A 17,586-nucleotide genomic window follows, 5' to 3' on the forward strand; every position below is an offset into this window, starting at 1 on the left:
GCGGCTGGCGACATGCCCGTGAACCGCGTCGTCATCACCGGGATGGGGGCGATCACGCCCAGCGGGCTCGATGTCGAGACGCTGTGGGATGCCGTTGTCACCGGCCGCAGCGCGATCACAACCCTCACGGGCCCCGAGTTCGATGGCCTGGCCGTGCGCATCGGCGGTCGCGTGCGCGGCTTCGAGACCACGCTGCCCACTGTTCTCGCACGCCGGCTCACGCCCGTGCAGCACTGGGCACTGGCCGCCGCCGACCAGGCGCTCTTCCAGGCGGGAGCGCGCGATGGCGCGCTCCCTTGGAACCGCGAACGCACCGCGGTGATCGCCGCAACGGGCTCGGGTCCGGTCGATGCGATGCAGGCCGCGACGCGCGCGCTCGACGAGCGCGGCCCGCGCGCCGTGCCGCTGAGCCTGTCGATGCACGGGGCGCCGGATGCCGCCGCCGCCCTGATCAGTCAGCATCACCGGATCTTAGGACCGGCACAGGGCGTCTCGGCGACGTGCGCGAGCGGCACGATCGGGCTCGGCGAGGCCCTGCGCCGCATCCGGCACGGCTACGCCGACGCCGTCGTCGTGGTCGGCATGGAGGACTGCCTGAACGGCGTCAACCTGTCATCGAACGCGAATATGCGCGCACTGGCATCCGGGTATGACGCCGACCCGACTCGCGCGTCACGCCCGTTCGACACCGGCCACTCCGGGTTCGTCATGGCGCAGGGGGCAGCCGCGCTGGTGCTCGAGTCCACCGCCACCGCGCAGGCGCGAGGCGTCCAGGTTCTCGCGGAACTCGCGGGCTTCGGCGCCTCGAGCGACGCCTACCACCCCACCGCGCCCGACCCCGCCGGCGCCGGCGGTGCCCGCGCTATCCGCGCCGCGCTGGCCGACGCGCGCCTCGAACCGCGAGACGTCGACCACATCAACGCTCACGGCACCGGCACCGTCGCCGGCGACGCGGCCGAGATGAACGCCCTCGAAGCCGCGCTCGGCACCGTGGCCCGGGGCATCCCGATCAGCGCGACCAAATCGTCCACCGGGCACCTTCTCGGCGCATCGGGAACGGTCGAGGCGGTCATCACGATCGAGGGGCTGCGCCGTGGCATCCTGCCCCCGACGATCAATCTGGACGACCCTGCATTCCCCGAATGGAATGTTCTGACCGCCCCGACCCCGGCCACCGCCCGCACGGCCCTGTCGACATCGTTCGGCTTCGGCGGCCACAACGGCGCAATCATCCTCCGCAAGGCGCCCGACGGTGCCTGACACCCGAGAACAGGAGACTCCATGACCGATCGCGAGGCGCGGCACGCCGAGCTGGCTCAGCACTATCTTCCCGACGAGCTGCTCGAGCGGTTCCGGGAGCGCGCCGCGGTGTATGACCGCAAGAACCGCTTCTTCGACGAAGACCTCGCCGAGCTGCGCGCGCAGGGTTACCTGCAGCTGTTCGTGCCCGAAGAGCTGGGCGGACCCGGGCTGAGCCTCAACCAGGTCTCCCGTCTGCAGCAGCGTCTGGCGGGAGCCGCTCCCGCCACGGCCCTCGCGATCAACATGCACCTCATGTGCAACGGCGTCGTGAAGGCCATGTTCGACCGCGGTGATCGCTCGCTGGCGTACGTGTTCGAGGAGACGATGGCCGGCGAGATCTTCGCGTTCGGCATCAGCGAGCCGAGCAACGACTGGGTGCTGCAGGGCTCGAACACGGTGGCGGTGCCGCAGGGCGACGGCGGCTACCGTCTGACCGGCGTGAAGATCTTCACCTCACTGTCGCCGGTGTGGACGCGGCTGATCGTGCACGGACTCGATTCCACCGGCGACGAGCCACAGCTCATGTACGGCTTCATCGACCGCGACGAAGCCGGCATCACCGTGTCCGACGACTGGGACGTGCTCGGCATGCGCGCCTCGCAGAGCCGCGCGACGATCCTCAAGGACGTGCGCGTGCGCCCCGACCGCGTCGCCCGCCGCCTCGCGCCCGGACGCACCCCCGACCTGCTGACCTTCGCGATCACGAGCTGCTTCCAGCTGCTGATCGGCTCGGTCTACGCGGGCGTCGCGCGCCGCGCGCTCGACCTGGGCGCGGCGGGCCTGAAGCGCCGGAAATCTGCGAAGGCCGGCGCCAGCTACGCCGAGGTGCCCGAATCGCGCGCGCGTCTGGCCGATGCGTTCATGGACTTCATGGCGGTGCCCGCCCAGCTCGAGACCTACACGCGCGAGTTCGATGAGCTCGCCGACCACGGCGCCGGGTGGCCGCTGCGCCTGGTCTCGGCGCGCATCAACGCGTCGAAGGCGGCGCGGAGGTCGGCCGAGGTCGCCCTGATGTGCGCGAGCGGTGCCGGGTTCAACAACTCGAACGAGCTGAGTCGCCTGTTCCGGGATGCCACGGCCGGCCTCTTCCATCCGCCCAGCGAGGACGCCGCCCGGCCGATGTACGCGGCGGCGCTGCTCGACGACTGACGGCGACCGGCGCGGCGCGCCGAGAGCAGATCGGCGAGACCTGACGGGCGAGAGCGCGGGGATTACCCGCCCCTCCGGCGGGTAGTTGTTCTCTCGCCGGTCGGTTCGGCGGAGGCCATCGAGGTCACCTCCGTCGCAGCACGTCGAAGACCACCCGCAGCGTGAGTACCCCCGAGAGGATCACGAGCAGGTAGCCGAACAGCTGGAACAGGGTGAGCGTCGGGGTGATGTCGGGGCCCGCACCGCTGCTGAGCAGCATCGCCGCCATCAGGCCGAACACCCCGGCCAGGAACGTGATCGCCGCCAGATTGATGAACTCGCGTAGCACCGCGCGATCACGGCGGTCGGCGAACAGCCGCACGTTCACGCTGAGCCGACCCGAGGCCAGCTGCCCCGTGATCTGATCGATCCGGCGCGGCAGACGACGCACGGCAGGCAGCATCCCGACCAGCTCATCCGTGGCCGATCGCGCGATCGCCCGCGGGCGGCGCTGCTCGTCGACGCGTTCCTGCGCGTACCCGGTCGCCTCGGTCACGAGGTTGAAGCCAGGGTCGAGTACCCGGGCGCTGCCCTCGACGGTCGCGATGGCGCGGAAGGCGGCCGTCAGTTCCGGGGGCACCGCCAGCCCGTGGTGACCCAGGATCTGGATGACCTCGGTGAACGCCGACGCGTCGAGCTCGGAGCCGGCGCCGAGGTATCGCGACATGAACTCGCCGATCTGCCGGCGCAGCATGAACTCGTCGAGGTCGTCGGGCAGCTCGACGAAGGTGAGCAGAGTGTCAGCGAACAGGCGTGCGTCGCCGCGCGAGAACGACAGCACGACATCGGTGATCTGCCGACGCACCTCAGAGTCGAGGCGCCCCACCGACCCGAAGTCGATGAGTGCAAGCTCATCGCCGCGCGTGATCATGACGTTGCCGGGGTGCAGGTCGGCGTGGAACACTCCGGCATTCATGATCTGCGACAGCGTGCCTTGGAACAGCCGCATCGCCAGCGCCGACCGCTTGCGGTCGGTGAGACGGTCGGCCACGCCCGGCTCACTCAGCGTCGTGCCGTCGATGAACTCCATGGTCAGCACGTCGCGCGCGCTGAACTGGGCGAAGAAGTGCGGCACGCGCAGACGCTTGTCTTCGGGCAGGGCGGCCTGCACGGCCTCCATCGCCGCGATGTTCGCGGCCTCGACCCGGTAGTCGAGCTCATCGCGGAGGCTCTCGGTCAGCGTCTCGGCGAGATCGTCGAGCCCGAACGCGCGCGCCCATCCGGTCGACTGGGTGAGCCGCCGCGCCAGGCGACGAGCAATGTCGATGTCGCGCTCGACGAGCGGCACGATACCGGGCCGCTGCACCTTCACGGCGACGCGGCGGCCGTCGGGGAGGGTCGCCTCGTGGACTTGACCGATGGATGCCGCAGCCAGCGGCTCGTGCGAGAACGTGGCGAAGACCTCGTCGATCGGTCGGCCGAGGGATGCCGTCAGCACCGGTTCGACATCGGCCCAGGGCGCGGGCGGCACGCGTTGCTGCAGCCGCCCGAACGCCTCGATGTATTCGGGGGGCAGCGCGTCGCTGCGCGTGGAGAGGATCTGCCCGATCTTCACGAAGGCGCCACCGGCGTCTTCGAGCGCCGCGGTGAGGGCTGCGGCCTGGCGACGGCGCTCAGCCGCACCGGCACTGGTCTGTTCGGTGGTCAGCTTGAACGGCAGCAACCGGTGGCGCGCGCCGATGCGCAGCAGCTCGGCATAGCGACGGCTGCGCTCGCGGCTGCGGCGAATGTCGGCCAGCACCTGATCGGGCCGGGGCAGTGTTCCCTGCGGGACGACGAGCTCGGCGATGACGAGGAATGCGATGGCGACGAACAGGATGATGCCGAACTGCACCGGGATGAGCGCCGGGGTGTATGAGCCCCAGACGAATTGCGACTCGAAGCCGAGTTCAGCGAGCAGCCCGATGATGCCCGCGAGAAAGATGCGCACTATGCCGACCCGCACGCCGAGCACACGCCGTGCGAAGGCACCGATGACGAGCATCGCGACGACCGTGGCCGCCGTCATGACGATCACGTCGACGACGATCGAGCCGACACTCATCGCGCCCTCCTCTCACCGGCGCCGCCGTGCGGGTCCGGGGTCGGGTTCAGCGTAGCCGCCCGGCGTCGCAAAACCGCGAGAGTACAACCACCGACCGAGGATGCGGGTATTAGCCGTTTCTCTCGGCGGTCAGGTGTTCTCTCGCGAGTCGGAAGAGGCGGACGGCTCGGCCTCGCGAAGCGTCGGGTCAGCGACGAGGCGCGCGAGGTAGTGCATCGTTCCGTTGACGCGCTCCGCCCCGCGGGGGTCGCTGTCTTTGAGCGCCCACCAGGCCTGTCCGCCGAGCATGCTCGCTTCTTCGGGCCGGCCGGCCTCGCCGAGCTTGCGCAGCGCCTTCGTGAACAGGGTGACCAGATCGCGGCCGTCGGCGTTCGCCATGGGGACCTCTTCCTCTCGCTTCGACGCTACCGCCGGGATGCCGGGGGCAAGGCCGTCACGGAGGGATCAGCGCATAGCGAGATGGCGGGGCGGTCCCTCCAGGCGCGCGATCGCGATCTTCATCTCGACGACCTCGGACTCGACGCGCGAGATGCGCGTGTTCGTCTCGGCGAACTGTGCATCGACGCGGTCGAACCGACGGTCCATGTACGCCTGCATCTGCTCGAACTGCTGATCGGTGTTCGCTCGCTCCCGTGCGAACCTCTCGTCCCATCGCGCATCTTGGCGGCGCAGCATCCCCGCCACGACGCGGAGAAGGCTAACCGCAGCCACGAAGACGGCGACGATCACGCCGATCGGTGTCACGGTCATGCCCCCATTGTGCCGCGGAAAATCAGGGATGTCATCGACTGTAGATCGAGTTCGCAACGCCCATCGGTGCGAAAGAACAATCTGTGGACAGCGGCCCCACAACCCCGCGTTGGGGAGGAACTGCCGTCACACCGGGATCTCGACCAGCAGGAACCACTCGCCCGCAGGCGCCAGCCGCGCCCAGTTCGGCATGAGGTGCGGGTCGGTCACGTGTCCGTCCAGGTCGACGCTCGTGACGCCGCGGTCGGCGAGCACGGCGAGTGCGTGGTGGAGGCATCCCTCGACGAGCCGCTCTCCTTCGGCCTCATCGGGCCGAGTGGTCTCGGCGCAGACGGCCGGCGGCTCGCTGTCGAGGTAGACCGCGGCTATGGCACGCACGTGCCCCAGATCGTCGAGCGCGAGGGCCGACGCATCCAGGTCGAGGTCGTCGAGCAACCCCTCGTTCACGACGGCGGCGAAGCCGGCGCTGACCGGGCTCCATCCGCGGTGGATCCACTCGTACATATCGGCGTGCGCGCCCAGCACCTGGGCAAACGGCACACGCGCCGCGGCCACGACGGCACGGTGTGGCCGCAGCACCTCAGCCCGCGTGGCCCGCACCCGCGTCGGCGGCACGATCTGGATCGTCCGCGCACCGCACGCGTACGCGAAATTCAGACGCTCACTGTCGACATAGCCACGGGTAATGAACGGGATGCCGCGGGCCCGCAGCTGCGCGAGATGCCCGAGCATCGCCCTTCCGATGCCGCGGCGTCGTCGCCGCGGGTCGACGATCATGTCGATCCAGTAGCGATCGCCGTGGGCCCGGGATGTCCAGATGATTCCCGCCGCCGCGGCGGCTCCCGAATCGTCGACCGCGATGGCCGACCGGGTGTCGACATCCCGCCACTCGTCGGCCCGCAGCTCGATCTCGCCGAACCACGCCGGCGCCTCGTCGAGGTCTCGCGCACTCAGCGGCCGAAACCGGAGAACCTCCATGCCCGCGAGGCTACCGCGCCGCGGCTCAGGCGGCGGCGAAGTGTGCGAACAGCCGAGGTCCGAGCGCATCGGCGAGCGCCGCGTGCCCCTGGTCGTTCGGATGGATGCCGTCGGGGCCGAAGCGGTCGCCGCGGTGCACCTCGGGCGCCGTCGCGTCGAGCAGCCGGATGCCGCGCTGCTCGCACGCCGGAACGAGCTGGGCCCGCACTGAGAGCCATCCGGGCGGCAACTCGGAGCCGTCGGCAGGCAGCCCGGCCTCATTGAACGGGAAGAGCCGGTACAGGTCGAAGACCGCGAGTCGCGCAGGCCCGAAACGCTCGAGCAGCAGATCCAGGTCGCGCTCGATCGCACGGCGGAGCTCCGTGGTCCACCGCGTCGCGCCCGTACGCCGGTCTTCATTGACGAGCACCGAGTCGTTGCATCCCAGGGCGACGACACAGGCGTCCGCGTCAGACGCCAGCACGTCGGCAAGCAGACCGAGCGATTCGCCGGTGTGCTCGCGCGGCTGGTCTTCAGACGGACGCTCGCCCCGCCAGCGCACGAATCCCATGCCGCCGCGGGCGACATTCAACTCCGTCCACCCGTACTCGGCACAGACACGCGCGGTCCACCGCTTGTCGGGCCCCGTGATCGACCGCCACCCCGTGGTGATCGAATCCCCATAGAACGCGATGGTGGCCCCCGGCTGCAGCACGGGCCCAGGCTACGGCATCCACTCTGTCGATCCCGTCCCCGCTCGCACGCGCACGTTCACCGCCAGAGAACCACTGCTCGCCGAGGGTACGGATATTACCGCGCTCTCGGCCGGCAGATGTTCTCTCGCCGATCCGGGGGCGCGATCAGAGGCGAGCCCGACGGCGCGGGATGCCGCGGCCCGCGGCATCCCGCCCGCTCAGACCACGTGGTGGCGCCGCTCAAGGGCGGCACCCTCGACGTCGACGTTCGGGATGATGCGGTCCAGCCACTTCGGCAGCCACCAGGCGCCGCGCCCAATGAGGTGCATGAGGGCGGGCATGAGCAGCATCCGCACGACGAACGCGTCGACCAGCACACCGAACGCGAGCCCGAACCCGATCGAGCGGATCATCGTCGACTCCGAGAACACGAACCCGCCGAACACCGACACCATGATCAGCCCCGCGGCGGCCACGACGGCGCGCCCGGCACGGAAGCCGCGCTGCACCGCCACACGCGCCGACGCTCCGTGCACGTACGCCTCGCGCATGCCCGAGGCGAGGAACAGCTGGTAGTCCATCGCGAGTCCGAACAGGATCCCGACGAGAATCACGGGCAGGAAGCTCAGGATCGGCCCGGTCGAATGGATGCCGAGCACATCGGCCAGCCATCCCCACTGGAACACCGCGGTCAGCGCCCCGAAGGTCGCGAACAGCGACAGCACGAAGCCGCCGGTCGCGATCAGCGGCACCAGCAGCGAGCGGAACACGCAGATCATGATCAGCAGCGACAATCCGATCACGACTGCGAGGTAGATCGGCAGCACGTCAAGCAGGTTCTCGGAGATGTCGATGTTGATCGACGCCTGGCCGGCCACGCCGAGCGTGATGTCGCCGTCGACCGGCTCGGTGGCGCGCAGGTCGCGCACGAGCTGTTCGGTGCTCTCACTGCTGGGCCCCTCGGCAGGAACCACCTGGAACGCCGCGAGCCGATTGTCGTCGCTGACGGCGATCGGGGCAACCGCTGTGACATCCTTCTGATCCATGAGAGTGGATGCCACATCCACTTGTGCCTGCAGGACGCCGTCGTCGTCGAGCCCGGCGGGAAGGTGCGCGGCCACGAGCAGGGCGCCGTTGGCGCCGGCGCCGAACTCATCCTGAACGGTCATGAACGCCGTGTACGAGGCCGACCCCTCCGGTTCGGTCGAGCCGTCGGGCAGGCCGACGCGCATCGACAGGGCGGGGATCGCCACGACCAGCAGCGCGACGACCGCTCCGATCGCGGTCAGTGCCGCACGCCAGGTCGACATGGGCTTCACCGCCGGCGCGGCAGGGGCCGCAGCATCCACCCGCTCGTGCTCGGCGATGACGGCCACCCGCTTCGCGCGGGCACGGCGGGTGAGCAGCTTCTCGCCGGCCAGTCCCAGCAGGGCCGGTGTCATCGTGATGGCCATGAATACCGCGATCGCGACGCACACGGCGCCGACCGTTCCCATGACGCCCAGGAATGGCACTCCCGTGATGTTCAGTGCCAGCAGCGCCACGATGACCGTGGTCCCGGCGAAGACGACGGCGTTGCCCGCCGTGCCGTTCGCGAGGCCGATCGACTCGTGCACGGGCGTACCGGCGCGCAGCTGCTTGCGGTGCCGGTTGATGATGAACAGCGCGTAGTCGATGCCGACGGCCAGCCCCAGCATGACGCCGAGCACCGGGGTGACGCTGGTCATGTCGACGATGCCCGAGAAGGCCATCGATCCGACCACGCCCACGCCGACGCCGAGGATCGCGGTGACCAGCGGGAAGACCGCCGCCACGATCGAGCCCAGCATCACCAGCAGGACGACGGCCGCGACGACGAGCCCCACCGCCTCGCCAACGCCGAAGATGGCCGGCACGCCCTGGGCGATGTCGGTCGAGAACGAGACCTCGACGCCGACGATCGGAGTGGCTTCGAAGTAGTCGATCACGGCCTGCTTCGACGACTCGGGCAGTTCGAGGCGCGCGAGGTCGAAGGCGACGTTGACGATGGCAGCCGAGCCGTCCTTCGAGACCGTGCGGATGCCCTCGGCGTATGTGAGCAGCTGCTGACCGAGTTCGGTCTTGGTGCGGTGGGCGTCGAGCTCGTCCTGGCTGTCGGCGAGCTTGGTCTTCTGCTTCTTCAGCTCGGCGCGGTTCTCGTCGAGGGTCTTCTGCTGGGCGTCGATCTGATCGGTCGGGTATCCGGCCGCCGCGGCCTGCTCGCGCGCCGTGTCGAGCTGCTTCTGCGCGTCGTCGAGCTGATCGAGCCCATCGGCGATCTGCTTCTCGCCATCGTCGATCTTGGCCTGGCCGTCGTCGAGCTTCGCCACCGCGTCGTCGAGGTCGACCGCCTGGTCGGCCCGCTCCTTCTCGGTGTCGAAGGGGTCGACGACGTCCGAGACGTCGGGCAGGCCGTCGGCCCCGTCGACGAGGGCGCTGATCTGCTTCTTCTGCGTGGATGTGAATGCGTCGCCGTCGGTGGTCGAGAACACGACCTGGCCCGAGGCCCCGGCGAGGTCGGGCAGTTTCTCGGCCAGTTTGTCGGTGACCTGTCCCGACGCGGTGCCCGGGATGTCGAAACTTGACGCGAGTGGCTTGAACCCGATGACGAAGCCGACGACCGCGATCGCGAGAATCGCGAGCCACGAGACGATGACGATCCAGGCGCGGTGCGCCGAGAACCTCCCGAGTCGATACAGCAGTTCGGCCACGCGCGCACCCTCCATGAAAGACGAAGGCGTCGGTAAGAGCTCCGACGCCTCGTAGATGATACGCCCCGTCTCGTCTCGTCACCTTTGCGTAGGATGAGAGCCATGACCGAGGGGCACCGGAGCGGGCCGGTCCGCAGCGACGCGGCGCGGCGCGCGATCCTCGAGGCGACGGCCCAACAGTTTCACGAGAAGGGCTACGACCACCTCACGATCGAGGGCATCGCGCAGCGCGCCGGCACGGGCAAGCAGACCGTCTACCGCTGGTGGGGGTCGAAGGGCGAGTTGCTCGCCGAAGCGCTGCTCGAGGGGCTCATCCTGCCCGACACCCTCAGGCCGCCCGACACCGGTGACCTCGAGGCCGACCTGAGCGCCTGGTTGCAGACGCTCTCCGACATGCTGCAGCAGCCTCGCGGCGAGGCGCTCATGCGCTCGCTCATCGCGGCCGCCGCCGAGCACGCGGAGGTCGGCAGGCGCCTGCGCGCCACCCTCGGCGCCGACTTCGTGTTCACGCGTCGACTGCAGGCAGAAGTGGATGCACACCCCGGCGAGGCCCCGGCATCGGGTGCCGAGCTCACCGAGGCTCTGCTCGGGCTGATCATCGTGCGGGCGCTGAGCCGCGAGCCACTCGACCCGTCGACGGCCGCGCGCCTCGTGCAGGTGCTGACCGCGCCCTCCGCCTGAGCAGCGGCGGCGTCGCCCTGCCCCGGGCGCCGCGCCGCGGCATCCCACCCCGTCACGTGTCCGCGAGAGAACAGCTCCCGGCGTTCTCTCGCCGATGAGTGTGCGAGGCGGAAGCGCGGCGCACGCGAGACGAGTGGATGCCGCGGCCCGCGGCATCCACGTCCGCTTACGGTGTCGTCGCAGACCGCTTGCGGCGCGGGGCCGCAGCACCGGCGAACACCGCGACGGCGACGGCGAGTCCGCCAAGCAGCGGTGGGACGAGCCCGGCGATGAACAGGTCGCCGCTTGCCGAGAGAGCGACGGACGAGAACCAGGTGAACGCGATGAAGCTGGTCAGCAGCGCGCCACTGGCCAAACCCGCAGCTCCGCGTACGCGCGAAATGTCGTCGCCGGCGCCCAACACGATGACCGTCAGCAGCACCGCGCCCGCAAGCCCCGGGACAAACGCGGCGACGAAGGCGAGCTGGGTGGGCATCCAGCTGTCGACGTTTCCGGTGAGATTCCACTGCGTTGGCACCTTCGCGGGGATCGACTCGGCTGACATCCGGTCCACGAGCACCGCGATCGGCGCAACCCAGGTCGCCGCGGCGGCGACCAGCAGACCAGGACTCGGCACCCTCATCGCCGCCCTCGCCCTCGCCCACTCGCCATCGGCGGTCAGACTATCGCGCCCGGAGGCGCCGGGCCCCGGCATCCCAGGCCTCCGCGCGCGCATGTCCTCATGACTCCCAGACCGTGAGAGAACAACTGCCGGCCGAGAGATAGGGAAATACCCGCATCCTCGTCCGGCAGTTGTTCTCTCACCGAATTCAGGCGAGGCCGGATACTGCGGGTCGGGACGCCGCGGGCCGCGCTGCGATGCCGGCCGAGCGTCCGAGGCACGGAGTAGCGTCAGGGCCAACACGACACCGCGACGGAGGAGGCACCATGACCGAACGCCAGGTGAAGATGATCGTCCTGTCGACCGAAGACCTCGACGAATCCATCGCGTTCTACACGGAGACGCTCGGGTTTCCGCTGAAGTTCCGCGACGGCAACCACTTCGCCGCGCTCGACGGCGGCACGATCACGCTCGCGCTTGCAACGTCGCTCGACCACCCGATCCCCGGGCAGGTCGTGGTCGGCATCAAGACCGACGACGTCGACGGCGACGCGAAGGCGGTCGACGACAACGGGGGCGGCGTCGCGAAGGGCCCGTACAACGACGCGCACGAGCGTCGCGCCGTCGTCTACGACAGCCAGGGCAACGGGCTCACGTTCTACTCACCGCTGCGGCGGGACTGACCCCGCGTCAGCCGGGGATCTTCTCCCCCGCCTCGACCGCGACGTCAAGGCGGTTCTCGACAGGCGGCAACGGGCACATCGCCGACGACGTGTACGCGCACGGCAGGTTCGTCGCACGGTTGAAGTCGATACGCACGTGCCCCGCGGCATCGGGCGCGGGGATGTGCAGATTGCGGCTCGCGGCGTACGTCGTGACCCCGCTCGTGCGGTCGGTGAACAACAGCCGCAGCCCGTCGTCGTCGCTGAACGCGGTCAGTCGGTGCGGTCCGTCGAGTTCGAATTCCACCGTGCCGGCGGCGTCGAACACGGTCTCGAGACCATCGACGACGGTGTCGACGGCGACCTCGCGCGGGGTAGCGAACGGCGTGAACAGGGCGTCGACGACGAATCGCTCGTCGGGCGCATAGGCAGGGGTGCCCGCGTACGTCACGAGCGTGGGATTGTCGGGATGCCGCGGCCGAAGCACCGCGTGCCCGCCGAAGTCGGCCACCTCGACCACGGCCCCGCCGCCCGCCGTCGACCACGTCGCCCGCGCCGGAGCACCGGGCGCGACGCCGACGAACGTGTGCCGCCCGATGATCGGAACACCATCCACGGCGAGCGCCTCGCCGTCGGCGAGCACGACGACCGCACCCTCGGCCCCCGCCGACCAGGCGCCCGGCACGTCGTCGAAGCGCTGCGGCTCGGGCGTGAGCCAGTGCGCCGCCGTGATGGCGAGGAATCCGTGCGGGTCGGCGCGCTCCTGCTCGTGCGCGACGTGCCAGCTCTCCCACGCCGCGACGAAGTCTGCGGCATCCCGATCCGTCATGTCTTCAGTCTCGCGCACGCCGACGCGCCTACGCTCGATGCATGACGACGCATTTCCTTCCGGCATCCTCGGGCCCTTCGGTCGTGCTCGTACGCCACGGCGAGACAGCATGGAGCCTGTCGGGCCGGCACACATCGACGACCGACGTGGCCCTCACCGCGACGGGTGAGCAGCAGTCGCGCCGCATCGGCGAGGCGCTGCGCGGAATGCACTTCGCCCAGGTGCTGTGCAGCCCGCGCCGCCGCTCCCGTGACACGGCTGTGCTTGCCGGTTTCGACGAGGTCGACGTCGACCCCGACCTCGCTGAGTGGGACTACGGCGCACTCGAAGGCCGCACGACGCGTGAGATCTCCGCAGAGATCGGGCACCCGTGGAACCTGTGGACCGCACACGCCCCCGACCCGTTGCCCGCCGAAACGCCGGATGACGTCGCTCGCCGCGCCGACGCCGTGATCGCGCGACTGGCGGAGTCGACTGCGGCGGGGCGGGATGCCGTGGTGTTCTCGCACGCGCACTTTCTGCGGGTGCTCGCAGCGCGCTGGCTCAGCCTGCCGCCTACCGAGGGCGGCCGCTTGGCCTTGGGCGCCGGCAGCATCAGCGAACTCGGCTTCGAGCACGGTGCCCGCGTCGTCGCGCGCTGGAACATGCACGTGTGAGGGCGCGGCCGATCGCGGTGCCTGGCGATGCGGACAGATCGCCTGCGAACGACGCCGGCGCGGCGCCGCAGTCGGTGGGACCGAGCGTCACGCTCAGTGTCCGAGGCGGCCGCGGGCGACGTCAGACCCGTTCGACCGGCTGCCGCAGGATCGTCCGCAGCTTCTCAGGGGCCGCACGACGCGGGTCGCCGAGGTAGATCTCGTGATGCCTGCCGTTCATCCGCAGTCCCTGTGCCGGGATGACCTCATCGTGCATCTGCTCCAGCACCGGCCCCTCGGCGTCGTACGGTCCCACATGCAGCGTCTGCACGCACAGCCCCTCGTCGAAGCGCTCGAACCGCAGCGCGTCGATGCGAGGTGCGCTGACGGCATCCCGCACCGCGTCGACCTGCCCCCCGTCGATCCAGTCCGGCACCGCGATCATGGCCGTCCAGCTCCATCGCGACTTGTCGCGGCGCTGGGTGAAGACCGTCATATCGTCGGCCCACCAGAGACCCTCGAGCGGCATCATCTTGTAGGCACGGCCCAACTCGCGCGTGCTGAAGAACTTCAGCCGATACGCGACGGGATACAGCGTCTCGATCGCCTCGCGATACGCCGGCGCCGTGTTGGGGTCGCCGCGTCCATCGATCATCAGGAACGACAGCGGCGGCACCTCGACGACGTCGAAGCGGCCACGGCGTGCGGAATAGCTCGCGATCTCGCGTCGCAGATCGACGGCGGCCTCGGTCATGCCGGCGACTCTAGCAATCCGGCGGTGCGCATGGGGGTGGATGCCGCGGGCCAGCGCCTTGCGGCGGGTTCGAGCCGCCCGTACCGTGGCCGGATGGCTCGCCGTCCAGCGTGACCGGAATACCCCCGGGGGGTATCAGTGTTATGCCGGACGAACGCAATCACCGCGTTCATGAGGGAGAGACGACCGTGAATCACGACGCAGGACCCACCGAAGCTGCCCCCGCGCACGACCATGCAGCACCGAGCCCGCGCGACCACGCCGGTCACGAGCACGAGCACGAGCACGAGCACACTGCGCACTCCGACCACGACCACGCGGGGCACACCGGCCACGTCGCCCGGTTCCGCCGCCTGTTCTGGATCAACCTGATCATCGCCCTGCCCGTCGTCGCGCTGTCGCCGATGTTCGCGATGATCCTCGGCTACACGGTGCCGACCTGGCTGACCTGGCTCGCCCCGCTGCTCGGCACCGTCATGTACGTCTGGGGAGGGTGGCCGTTCCTCTCCGGAGCCGTCTCCGAGCTGAAGACCCGCAGCCCCGGCATGATGACTCTCATCGCCGTCGCGATCACCGTGGCGTTCTTCGCGTCGTGGGGCTCGACGATCGGCCTGCTCGACCACCAACTCGAGTTCTGGTGGGAACTGGCCCTTCTCATCGTGATCATGCTGCTCGGCCACTGGATCGAGATGCGCTCGCTGGCGCAGACGACCTCGGCGCTCGACTCGCTGGCCGCCCTCCTGCCCGATACCGCCGAACGCCTCGAGGGCGACAGCGTCGTGAGCGTCAGCCCGACCGAGCTGCGCGTCGGTGACGTCGTCGTCGTGCGACCGGGCGGCAGCATCCCGGCCGACGGCACCATCGTCGAGGGGCGCGCCGCCATTGACGAGGCCATGGTCACCGGCGAGTCGCGTCCCGTCACGCGCGAGACCGGCGACGCCGTGACGGCCGGCACCGTCGCGACCGATTCGGGACTGCGCGTCGAGGTCACCGCCGCAGGCGACGACACCGCGCTGGCCGGCATCCAGCGCCTCGTCACCGAAGCACAGAACTCATCGTCGCGCGCGCAGCGGATCGCCGACAAGGCGGCCGCGCTGCTGTTCTGGTTCGCGCTGGGCTCCGCTGTCATCACCGCCATCGTGTGGTCGCTCGTGGGCAGCCCCGACGATGCCGTCATCCGCAGCATCACCGTCCTGGTGATAGCGTGCCCCCACGCGCTCGGCCTGGCCATTCCGCTCGTCGTGTCGATAGCGACAGAGCGGGCGGCCCGTGGCGGGGTGCTCATCAAAGACCGCCTTGCACTCGAGACCATGCGCACCGTCGACACCGTGCTGTTCGACAAGACCGGCACCCTGACCAAGGGCGAGCCCACAGTGACCGCACTGGCGCCGGTACAGGATGCCGCGGCCGACGACGTCCTCGCCCTGGCGGCGGCCGCCGAGACCGACAGTGAGCACCCCCTCGCCCGGGCCATCGTCGCGGCAGCGCACGAACGCGGGCTGACGGTACCCGCGGCATCCGAATTCTCCTCATCACCCGCCGTCGGCGTGACGGCCACCATCGCCGGACACGAGGTGCGCGTGGGTGGGCCGAATCTGCTCACCGAACTCGGTCTCGACGAGGTCGGCGGCGCGGAGACGTGGCGCGCCGACGGCGCGATCATCCTGCACGTGGTGCGCGACGGCCGCGTCATCGGCGGACTGAAGCTCGCGGATCATGTGCGGCCCGAGTCGCGCGCTGCCGTCGACACGCTGCACGCGCGCGGCATCGAGGTCGTCATGATCACCGGCGACGCCGAGGCCGTAGCGCAGGCGGTCGGGCGCGAGCTCGATATCGACCGGGTCTACGCCGGCGTGCGCCCCGAAGACAAGGCAGCGGCGGTCGCCGAGCTGCAGCACGAGGGCAAGCGCGTGGCCATGGTCGGCGACGGCGTCAACGACGCACCCGCTCTCGCGCAGGCTGATGTCGGCATCGCCATCGGCGCGGGCACCGATGTGGCGATTGCGTCAGCGGGTGTGATTCTGGCGAGCTCCGACCCACGCTCGGTGCTCTCGGTCATCCACCTCTCGCAGGCGACCTACCGCAAGATGACGCAGAACCTGTGGTGGGCCGCCGGCTACAACCTCATCTCGGTGCCGCTGGCCGCAGGCGTGCTCGCACCGATCGGGTTCGTACTGCCGATGTCGGTCGGGGCGATTCTCATGTCACTGTCCACGATCGTCGTGGCGCTGAACGCCCAGCTGCTGCGGCGGCTCGACCTGCGCCCGAATCAGAGCACACCGCGATCGAGCACCGCAGTGGCGACGGAGGAATGAGCAACAACGCGGTGTTGCACAACGCAACACTGCGCGTTATTGTTGCATTAAACAACACGAGAGGAGGTGCGGGATGCCACGAGACACCGACACGGCTCAGATCCTGAGCACGCTCATCCTCATCTCGCGCCGGGGAGTCTCCGACGCGCGCACCGCCGAGATCGCACTGAGCATGACCGCCCAGTCGATCGTGGGGTACATCGTGGACAATCCGGGATGCCGCGCCGCTGACATCGCGCGCGACTTCCGACTGAACCGCTCCACCGTGTCACGCCAGCTCGGCGACCTCGTACGAGCGGGCCTGGTCGACGAGATCGAGAGCCCCGGCCGCGGCCGTCCTCTCGCGCTGACTCCCGCCGGCGAGCGCGCGTACCGCGAGACCATCGCCGTGCTCACCGACGCCGTCGCCGGCGCCATGCACGACTGGCCCGACGGCGACGTCGACCGGTTCGCCCGCGACCTCGCGCGTTTCACCGCCGGGGCGCGCGCCGATTGAACGTCCGCGGCCGGCCGGCCGCGGCATCCGCTCTCCACACACAAGAGAAGGAAGAACAGATGGACAACATCACAGTGCTGGGCACGGGTGTGCTCGGTTCGCAGATCGCCTTCCAGACCGCGTACAGCGGTCACCAGGTCGTCGCATACGACGTGAACGACGAGGCGCTGGCTGCGGCGAAGGCCCGCTTCGAGAAGCTCGCGGCCACCTACACGAAGCGCGTCGAAGGCGCCGCTGGCGGCAAGGCCGACGCGGCGCTGGGTCGGATCCGGTACAGCGCCGACCTGGCCGACGCCGTGAAGGACGCCGACCTCGTCATCGAGGCGGTCCCCGAGAAGCTCGAGCTCAAGCGCGACGTCTATACGAAGCTCGGCGAGGTGGCCCCCGCCAAGACGATCTTCGCGACCAACTCGTCGACGCTGCTGCCCTCGGCGATCGCCGAGTTCACCGGGCGCCCCGAGCGCTTCCTCGCGCTGCACTTCGCGAACGAGATCTGGGTGCACAACACCGCCGAGGTCATGGCCCACCCGGGCACCGACCCGAAGGTGTACGACGAGGTCGTCGCCTTCGCCAAGAGCATCGGCATGGTTCCGATCCAGCTGCACAAGGAGCGCTCGGGCTACGTGCTCAACTCACTGCTCGTCCCGTTCCTCGACGCCGCGGGCGACCTGCTCGTCGAGGGCATCGCGACCCCTGAAGACATCGACAACGTCTGGCGCATCGGCACCGGCGCACCGGCCGGCCCGTTCCAGATCTTCGACGTCGTGGGCCTGACCACCGCCTACAACATCTCGGCGGCGGGCGGACCCAAGCAGCAGGCCTTCGCGAAGCTGCTCAAGGAGCAGTACATCGACAAGGGCAAGCTCGGCGTCGCGACCGGCGAGGGCTTCTACTCGTACAAGGGCTGAGCTCGCAGACCGATGGGGCGGGGTGCCGCGGCCCGCCGCA

Annotated in this window: 17 protein-coding genes; 8 read left to right on the forward strand and 9 right to left on the reverse strand. The window is 69.7% G+C overall.

What is annotated here, in order from left to right:
* The first annotated feature begins 12 nt into the window (after positions 1–12).
* Entirely contained in the window at positions 13–1,260 is a 1,248-nt protein-coding gene (locus tag PU630_RS16760) for a beta-ketoacyl-[acyl-carrier-protein] synthase family protein (RefSeq protein WP_275278196.1), read from the forward strand.
* Between the two features lie 21 nt (positions 1,261–1,281).
* Positions 1,282–2,451, forward strand: coding sequence for an acyl-CoA dehydrogenase family protein (locus PU630_RS16765; RefSeq protein WP_275278197.1), 1,170 nt, complete (start codon positions 1,282–1,284; stop codon positions 2,449–2,451).
* Positions 2,452–2,575: 124 nt separating this feature from the next.
* On the opposite strand, the gene PU630_RS16770 is transcribed toward PU630_RS16765, so the two are convergent.
* The 6 genes from PU630_RS16770 to PU630_RS16795 form a co-directional block, all read right to left on the reverse strand.
* The gene (locus PU630_RS16770) at positions 2,576–4,534 is read right to left on the reverse strand and encodes an ABC1 kinase family protein (RefSeq protein WP_275278198.1); all 1,959 of its coding nucleotides are present in this window, start codon (positions 4,532–4,534) and stop codon (positions 2,576–2,578) included.
* A 129-nt stretch (positions 4,535–4,663) separates the two neighbouring features.
* A complete protein-coding gene (locus PU630_RS16775) occupies positions 4,664–4,912 on the reverse strand; it encodes a hypothetical protein (RefSeq protein WP_275278199.1) in 249 nt (82 codons plus the stop codon).
* A gap of 66 nt (positions 4,913–4,978) precedes the next feature.
* Positions 4,979–5,284 carry a hypothetical protein gene (locus PU630_RS16780; RefSeq protein ID WP_275278200.1) on the reverse strand — a complete coding sequence of 102 codons (306 nt, stop codon included), beginning with the start codon at positions 5,282–5,284 and terminating at the stop codon, positions 4,979–4,981.
* A gap of 126 nt (positions 5,285–5,410) precedes the next feature.
* Positions 5,411–6,262: a GNAT family N-acetyltransferase gene (locus tag PU630_RS16785; RefSeq protein ID WP_275278201.1), complete on the reverse strand. Its 852-nt coding sequence runs from the start codon at positions 6,260–6,262 to the stop codon at positions 5,411–5,413.
* Between the two features lie 25 nt (positions 6,263–6,287).
* Entirely contained in the window at positions 6,288–6,956 is a 669-nt protein-coding gene (locus PU630_RS16790; RefSeq protein WP_275278202.1) for an SGNH/GDSL hydrolase family protein, read from the reverse strand.
* 198 nt (positions 6,957–7,154) lie between these two features.
* The gene (locus PU630_RS16795) at positions 7,155–9,665 is read right to left on the reverse strand and encodes an MMPL family transporter (protein ID WP_275278203.1); all 2,511 of its coding nucleotides are present in this window, start codon (positions 9,663–9,665) and stop codon (positions 7,155–7,157) included.
* A gap of 102 nt (positions 9,666–9,767) precedes the next feature.
* Between PU630_RS16795 and PU630_RS16800 the strand changes: the two genes are divergently transcribed.
* Positions 9,768–10,346: a TetR/AcrR family transcriptional regulator gene (locus PU630_RS16800; RefSeq protein WP_275278204.1), complete on the forward strand. Its 579-nt coding sequence runs from the start codon at positions 9,768–9,770 to the stop codon at positions 10,344–10,346.
* Positions 10,347–10,512: 166 nt separating this feature from the next.
* On the opposite strand, the gene PU630_RS16805 is transcribed toward PU630_RS16800, so the two are convergent.
* Complete coding sequence (locus PU630_RS16805; RefSeq protein WP_275278205.1) at positions 10,513–10,968, reverse strand: DUF1648 domain-containing protein; 456 nt, start codon at positions 10,966–10,968, stop codon at positions 10,513–10,515.
* 305 nt (positions 10,969–11,273) lie between these two features.
* Here PU630_RS16805 and PU630_RS16810 point away from each other — a divergent pair, with 305 nt between their 5' ends.
* On the forward strand, positions 11,274–11,630 hold the full coding sequence (locus PU630_RS16810) for a VOC family protein (RefSeq protein ID WP_275278206.1): 357 nt from the start codon (positions 11,274–11,276) through the stop codon (positions 11,628–11,630).
* Positions 11,631–11,637: 7 nt separating this feature from the next.
* Here PU630_RS16810 and PU630_RS16815 read toward each other — a convergent pair whose 3' ends face one another.
* A complete protein-coding gene (locus tag PU630_RS16815; protein WP_275278207.1) occupies positions 11,638–12,438 on the reverse strand; it encodes a DUF1684 domain-containing protein in 801 nt (266 codons plus the stop codon).
* 41 nt (positions 12,439–12,479) lie between these two features.
* On the opposite strand from PU630_RS16815, the gene PU630_RS16820 reads away from it, so the two are divergent.
* A complete protein-coding gene (locus PU630_RS16820) occupies positions 12,480–13,094 on the forward strand; it encodes a histidine phosphatase family protein (protein WP_275278208.1) in 615 nt (204 codons plus the stop codon).
* A gap of 121 nt (positions 13,095–13,215) precedes the next feature.
* Here the strand turns inward: PU630_RS16820 and PU630_RS16825 are convergent, their stop codons facing one another.
* Positions 13,216–13,827: a GyrI-like domain-containing protein gene (locus PU630_RS16825; RefSeq protein ID WP_275278209.1), complete on the reverse strand. Its 612-nt coding sequence runs from the start codon at positions 13,825–13,827 to the stop codon at positions 13,216–13,218.
* A 143-nt stretch (positions 13,828–13,970) separates the two neighbouring features.
* On the opposite strand from PU630_RS16825, the gene PU630_RS16830 reads away from it, so the two are divergent.
* From PU630_RS16830 to PU630_RS16840, 3 genes are all read left to right on the forward strand, one after another.
* A complete protein-coding gene (locus PU630_RS16830; RefSeq protein WP_275278210.1) occupies positions 13,971–16,142 on the forward strand; it encodes a heavy metal translocating P-type ATPase in 2,172 nt (723 codons plus the stop codon).
* 73 nt (positions 16,143–16,215) lie between these two features.
* On the forward strand, positions 16,216–16,638 hold the full coding sequence (locus PU630_RS16835; protein ID WP_275278211.1) for a MarR family winged helix-turn-helix transcriptional regulator: 423 nt from the start codon (positions 16,216–16,218) through the stop codon (positions 16,636–16,638).
* A 59-nt stretch (positions 16,639–16,697) separates the two neighbouring features.
* Positions 16,698–17,546 carry a 3-hydroxyacyl-CoA dehydrogenase gene (locus tag PU630_RS16840; protein WP_275278212.1) on the forward strand — a complete coding sequence of 283 codons (849 nt, stop codon included), beginning with the start codon at positions 16,698–16,700 and terminating at the stop codon, positions 17,544–17,546.
* Positions 17,547–17,586 lie beyond the last annotated feature (40 nt).

The organism is Microbacterium horticulturae, from assembly GCF_029094505.1.
Classification (GTDB): Bacteria; Actinomycetota; Actinomycetes; order Actinomycetales; family Microbacteriaceae; genus Microbacterium; species Microbacterium horticulturae.

Coding starts and splice junctions, on each gene's coding strand:
- PU630_RS16760 (WP_275278196.1), top strand. CDS start 13: ATGCCCGTGAACCGCGTCGTCATCACCGGGATGGGGGCGATCACGCCC.
- PU630_RS16765 (WP_275278197.1), top strand. CDS start 1,282: ATGACCGATCGCGAGGCGCGGCACGCCGAGCTGGCTCAGCACTATCTT.
- PU630_RS16770 (WP_275278198.1), bottom strand. CDS start 4,534: ATGAGTGTCGGCTCGATCGTCGTCGACGTGATCGTCATGACGGCGGCC.
- PU630_RS16775 (WP_275278199.1), bottom strand. CDS start 4,912: ATGGCGAACGCCGACGGCCGCGATCTGGTCACCCTGTTCACGAAGGCG.
- PU630_RS16780 (WP_275278200.1), bottom strand. CDS start 5,284: ATGACCGTGACACCGATCGGCGTGATCGTCGCCGTCTTCGTGGCTGCG.
- PU630_RS16785 (WP_275278201.1), bottom strand. CDS start 6,262: ATGGAGGTTCTCCGGTTTCGGCCGCTGAGTGCGCGAGACCTCGACGAG.
- PU630_RS16800 (WP_275278204.1), top strand. CDS start 9,768: ATGACCGAGGGGCACCGGAGCGGGCCGGTCCGCAGCGACGCGGCGCGG.
- PU630_RS16805 (WP_275278205.1), bottom strand. CDS start 10,968: ATGAGGGTGCCGAGTCCTGGTCTGCTGGTCGCCGCCGCGGCGACCTGG.
- PU630_RS16810 (WP_275278206.1), top strand. CDS start 11,274: ATGACCGAACGCCAGGTGAAGATGATCGTCCTGTCGACCGAAGACCTC.
- PU630_RS16815 (WP_275278207.1), bottom strand. CDS start 12,438: ATGACGGATCGGGATGCCGCAGACTTCGTCGCGGCGTGGGAGAGCTGG.
- PU630_RS16820 (WP_275278208.1), top strand. CDS start 12,480: ATGACGACGCATTTCCTTCCGGCATCCTCGGGCCCTTCGGTCGTGCTC.
- PU630_RS16825 (WP_275278209.1), bottom strand. CDS start 13,827: ATGACCGAGGCCGCCGTCGATCTGCGACGCGAGATCGCGAGCTATTCC.
- PU630_RS16830 (WP_275278210.1), top strand. CDS start 13,971: ATGCCGGACGAACGCAATCACCGCGTTCATGAGGGAGAGACGACCGTG.
- PU630_RS16835 (WP_275278211.1), top strand. CDS start 16,216: ATGCCACGAGACACCGACACGGCTCAGATCCTGAGCACGCTCATCCTC.
- PU630_RS16840 (WP_275278212.1), top strand. CDS start 16,698: ATGGACAACATCACAGTGCTGGGCACGGGTGTGCTCGGTTCGCAGATC.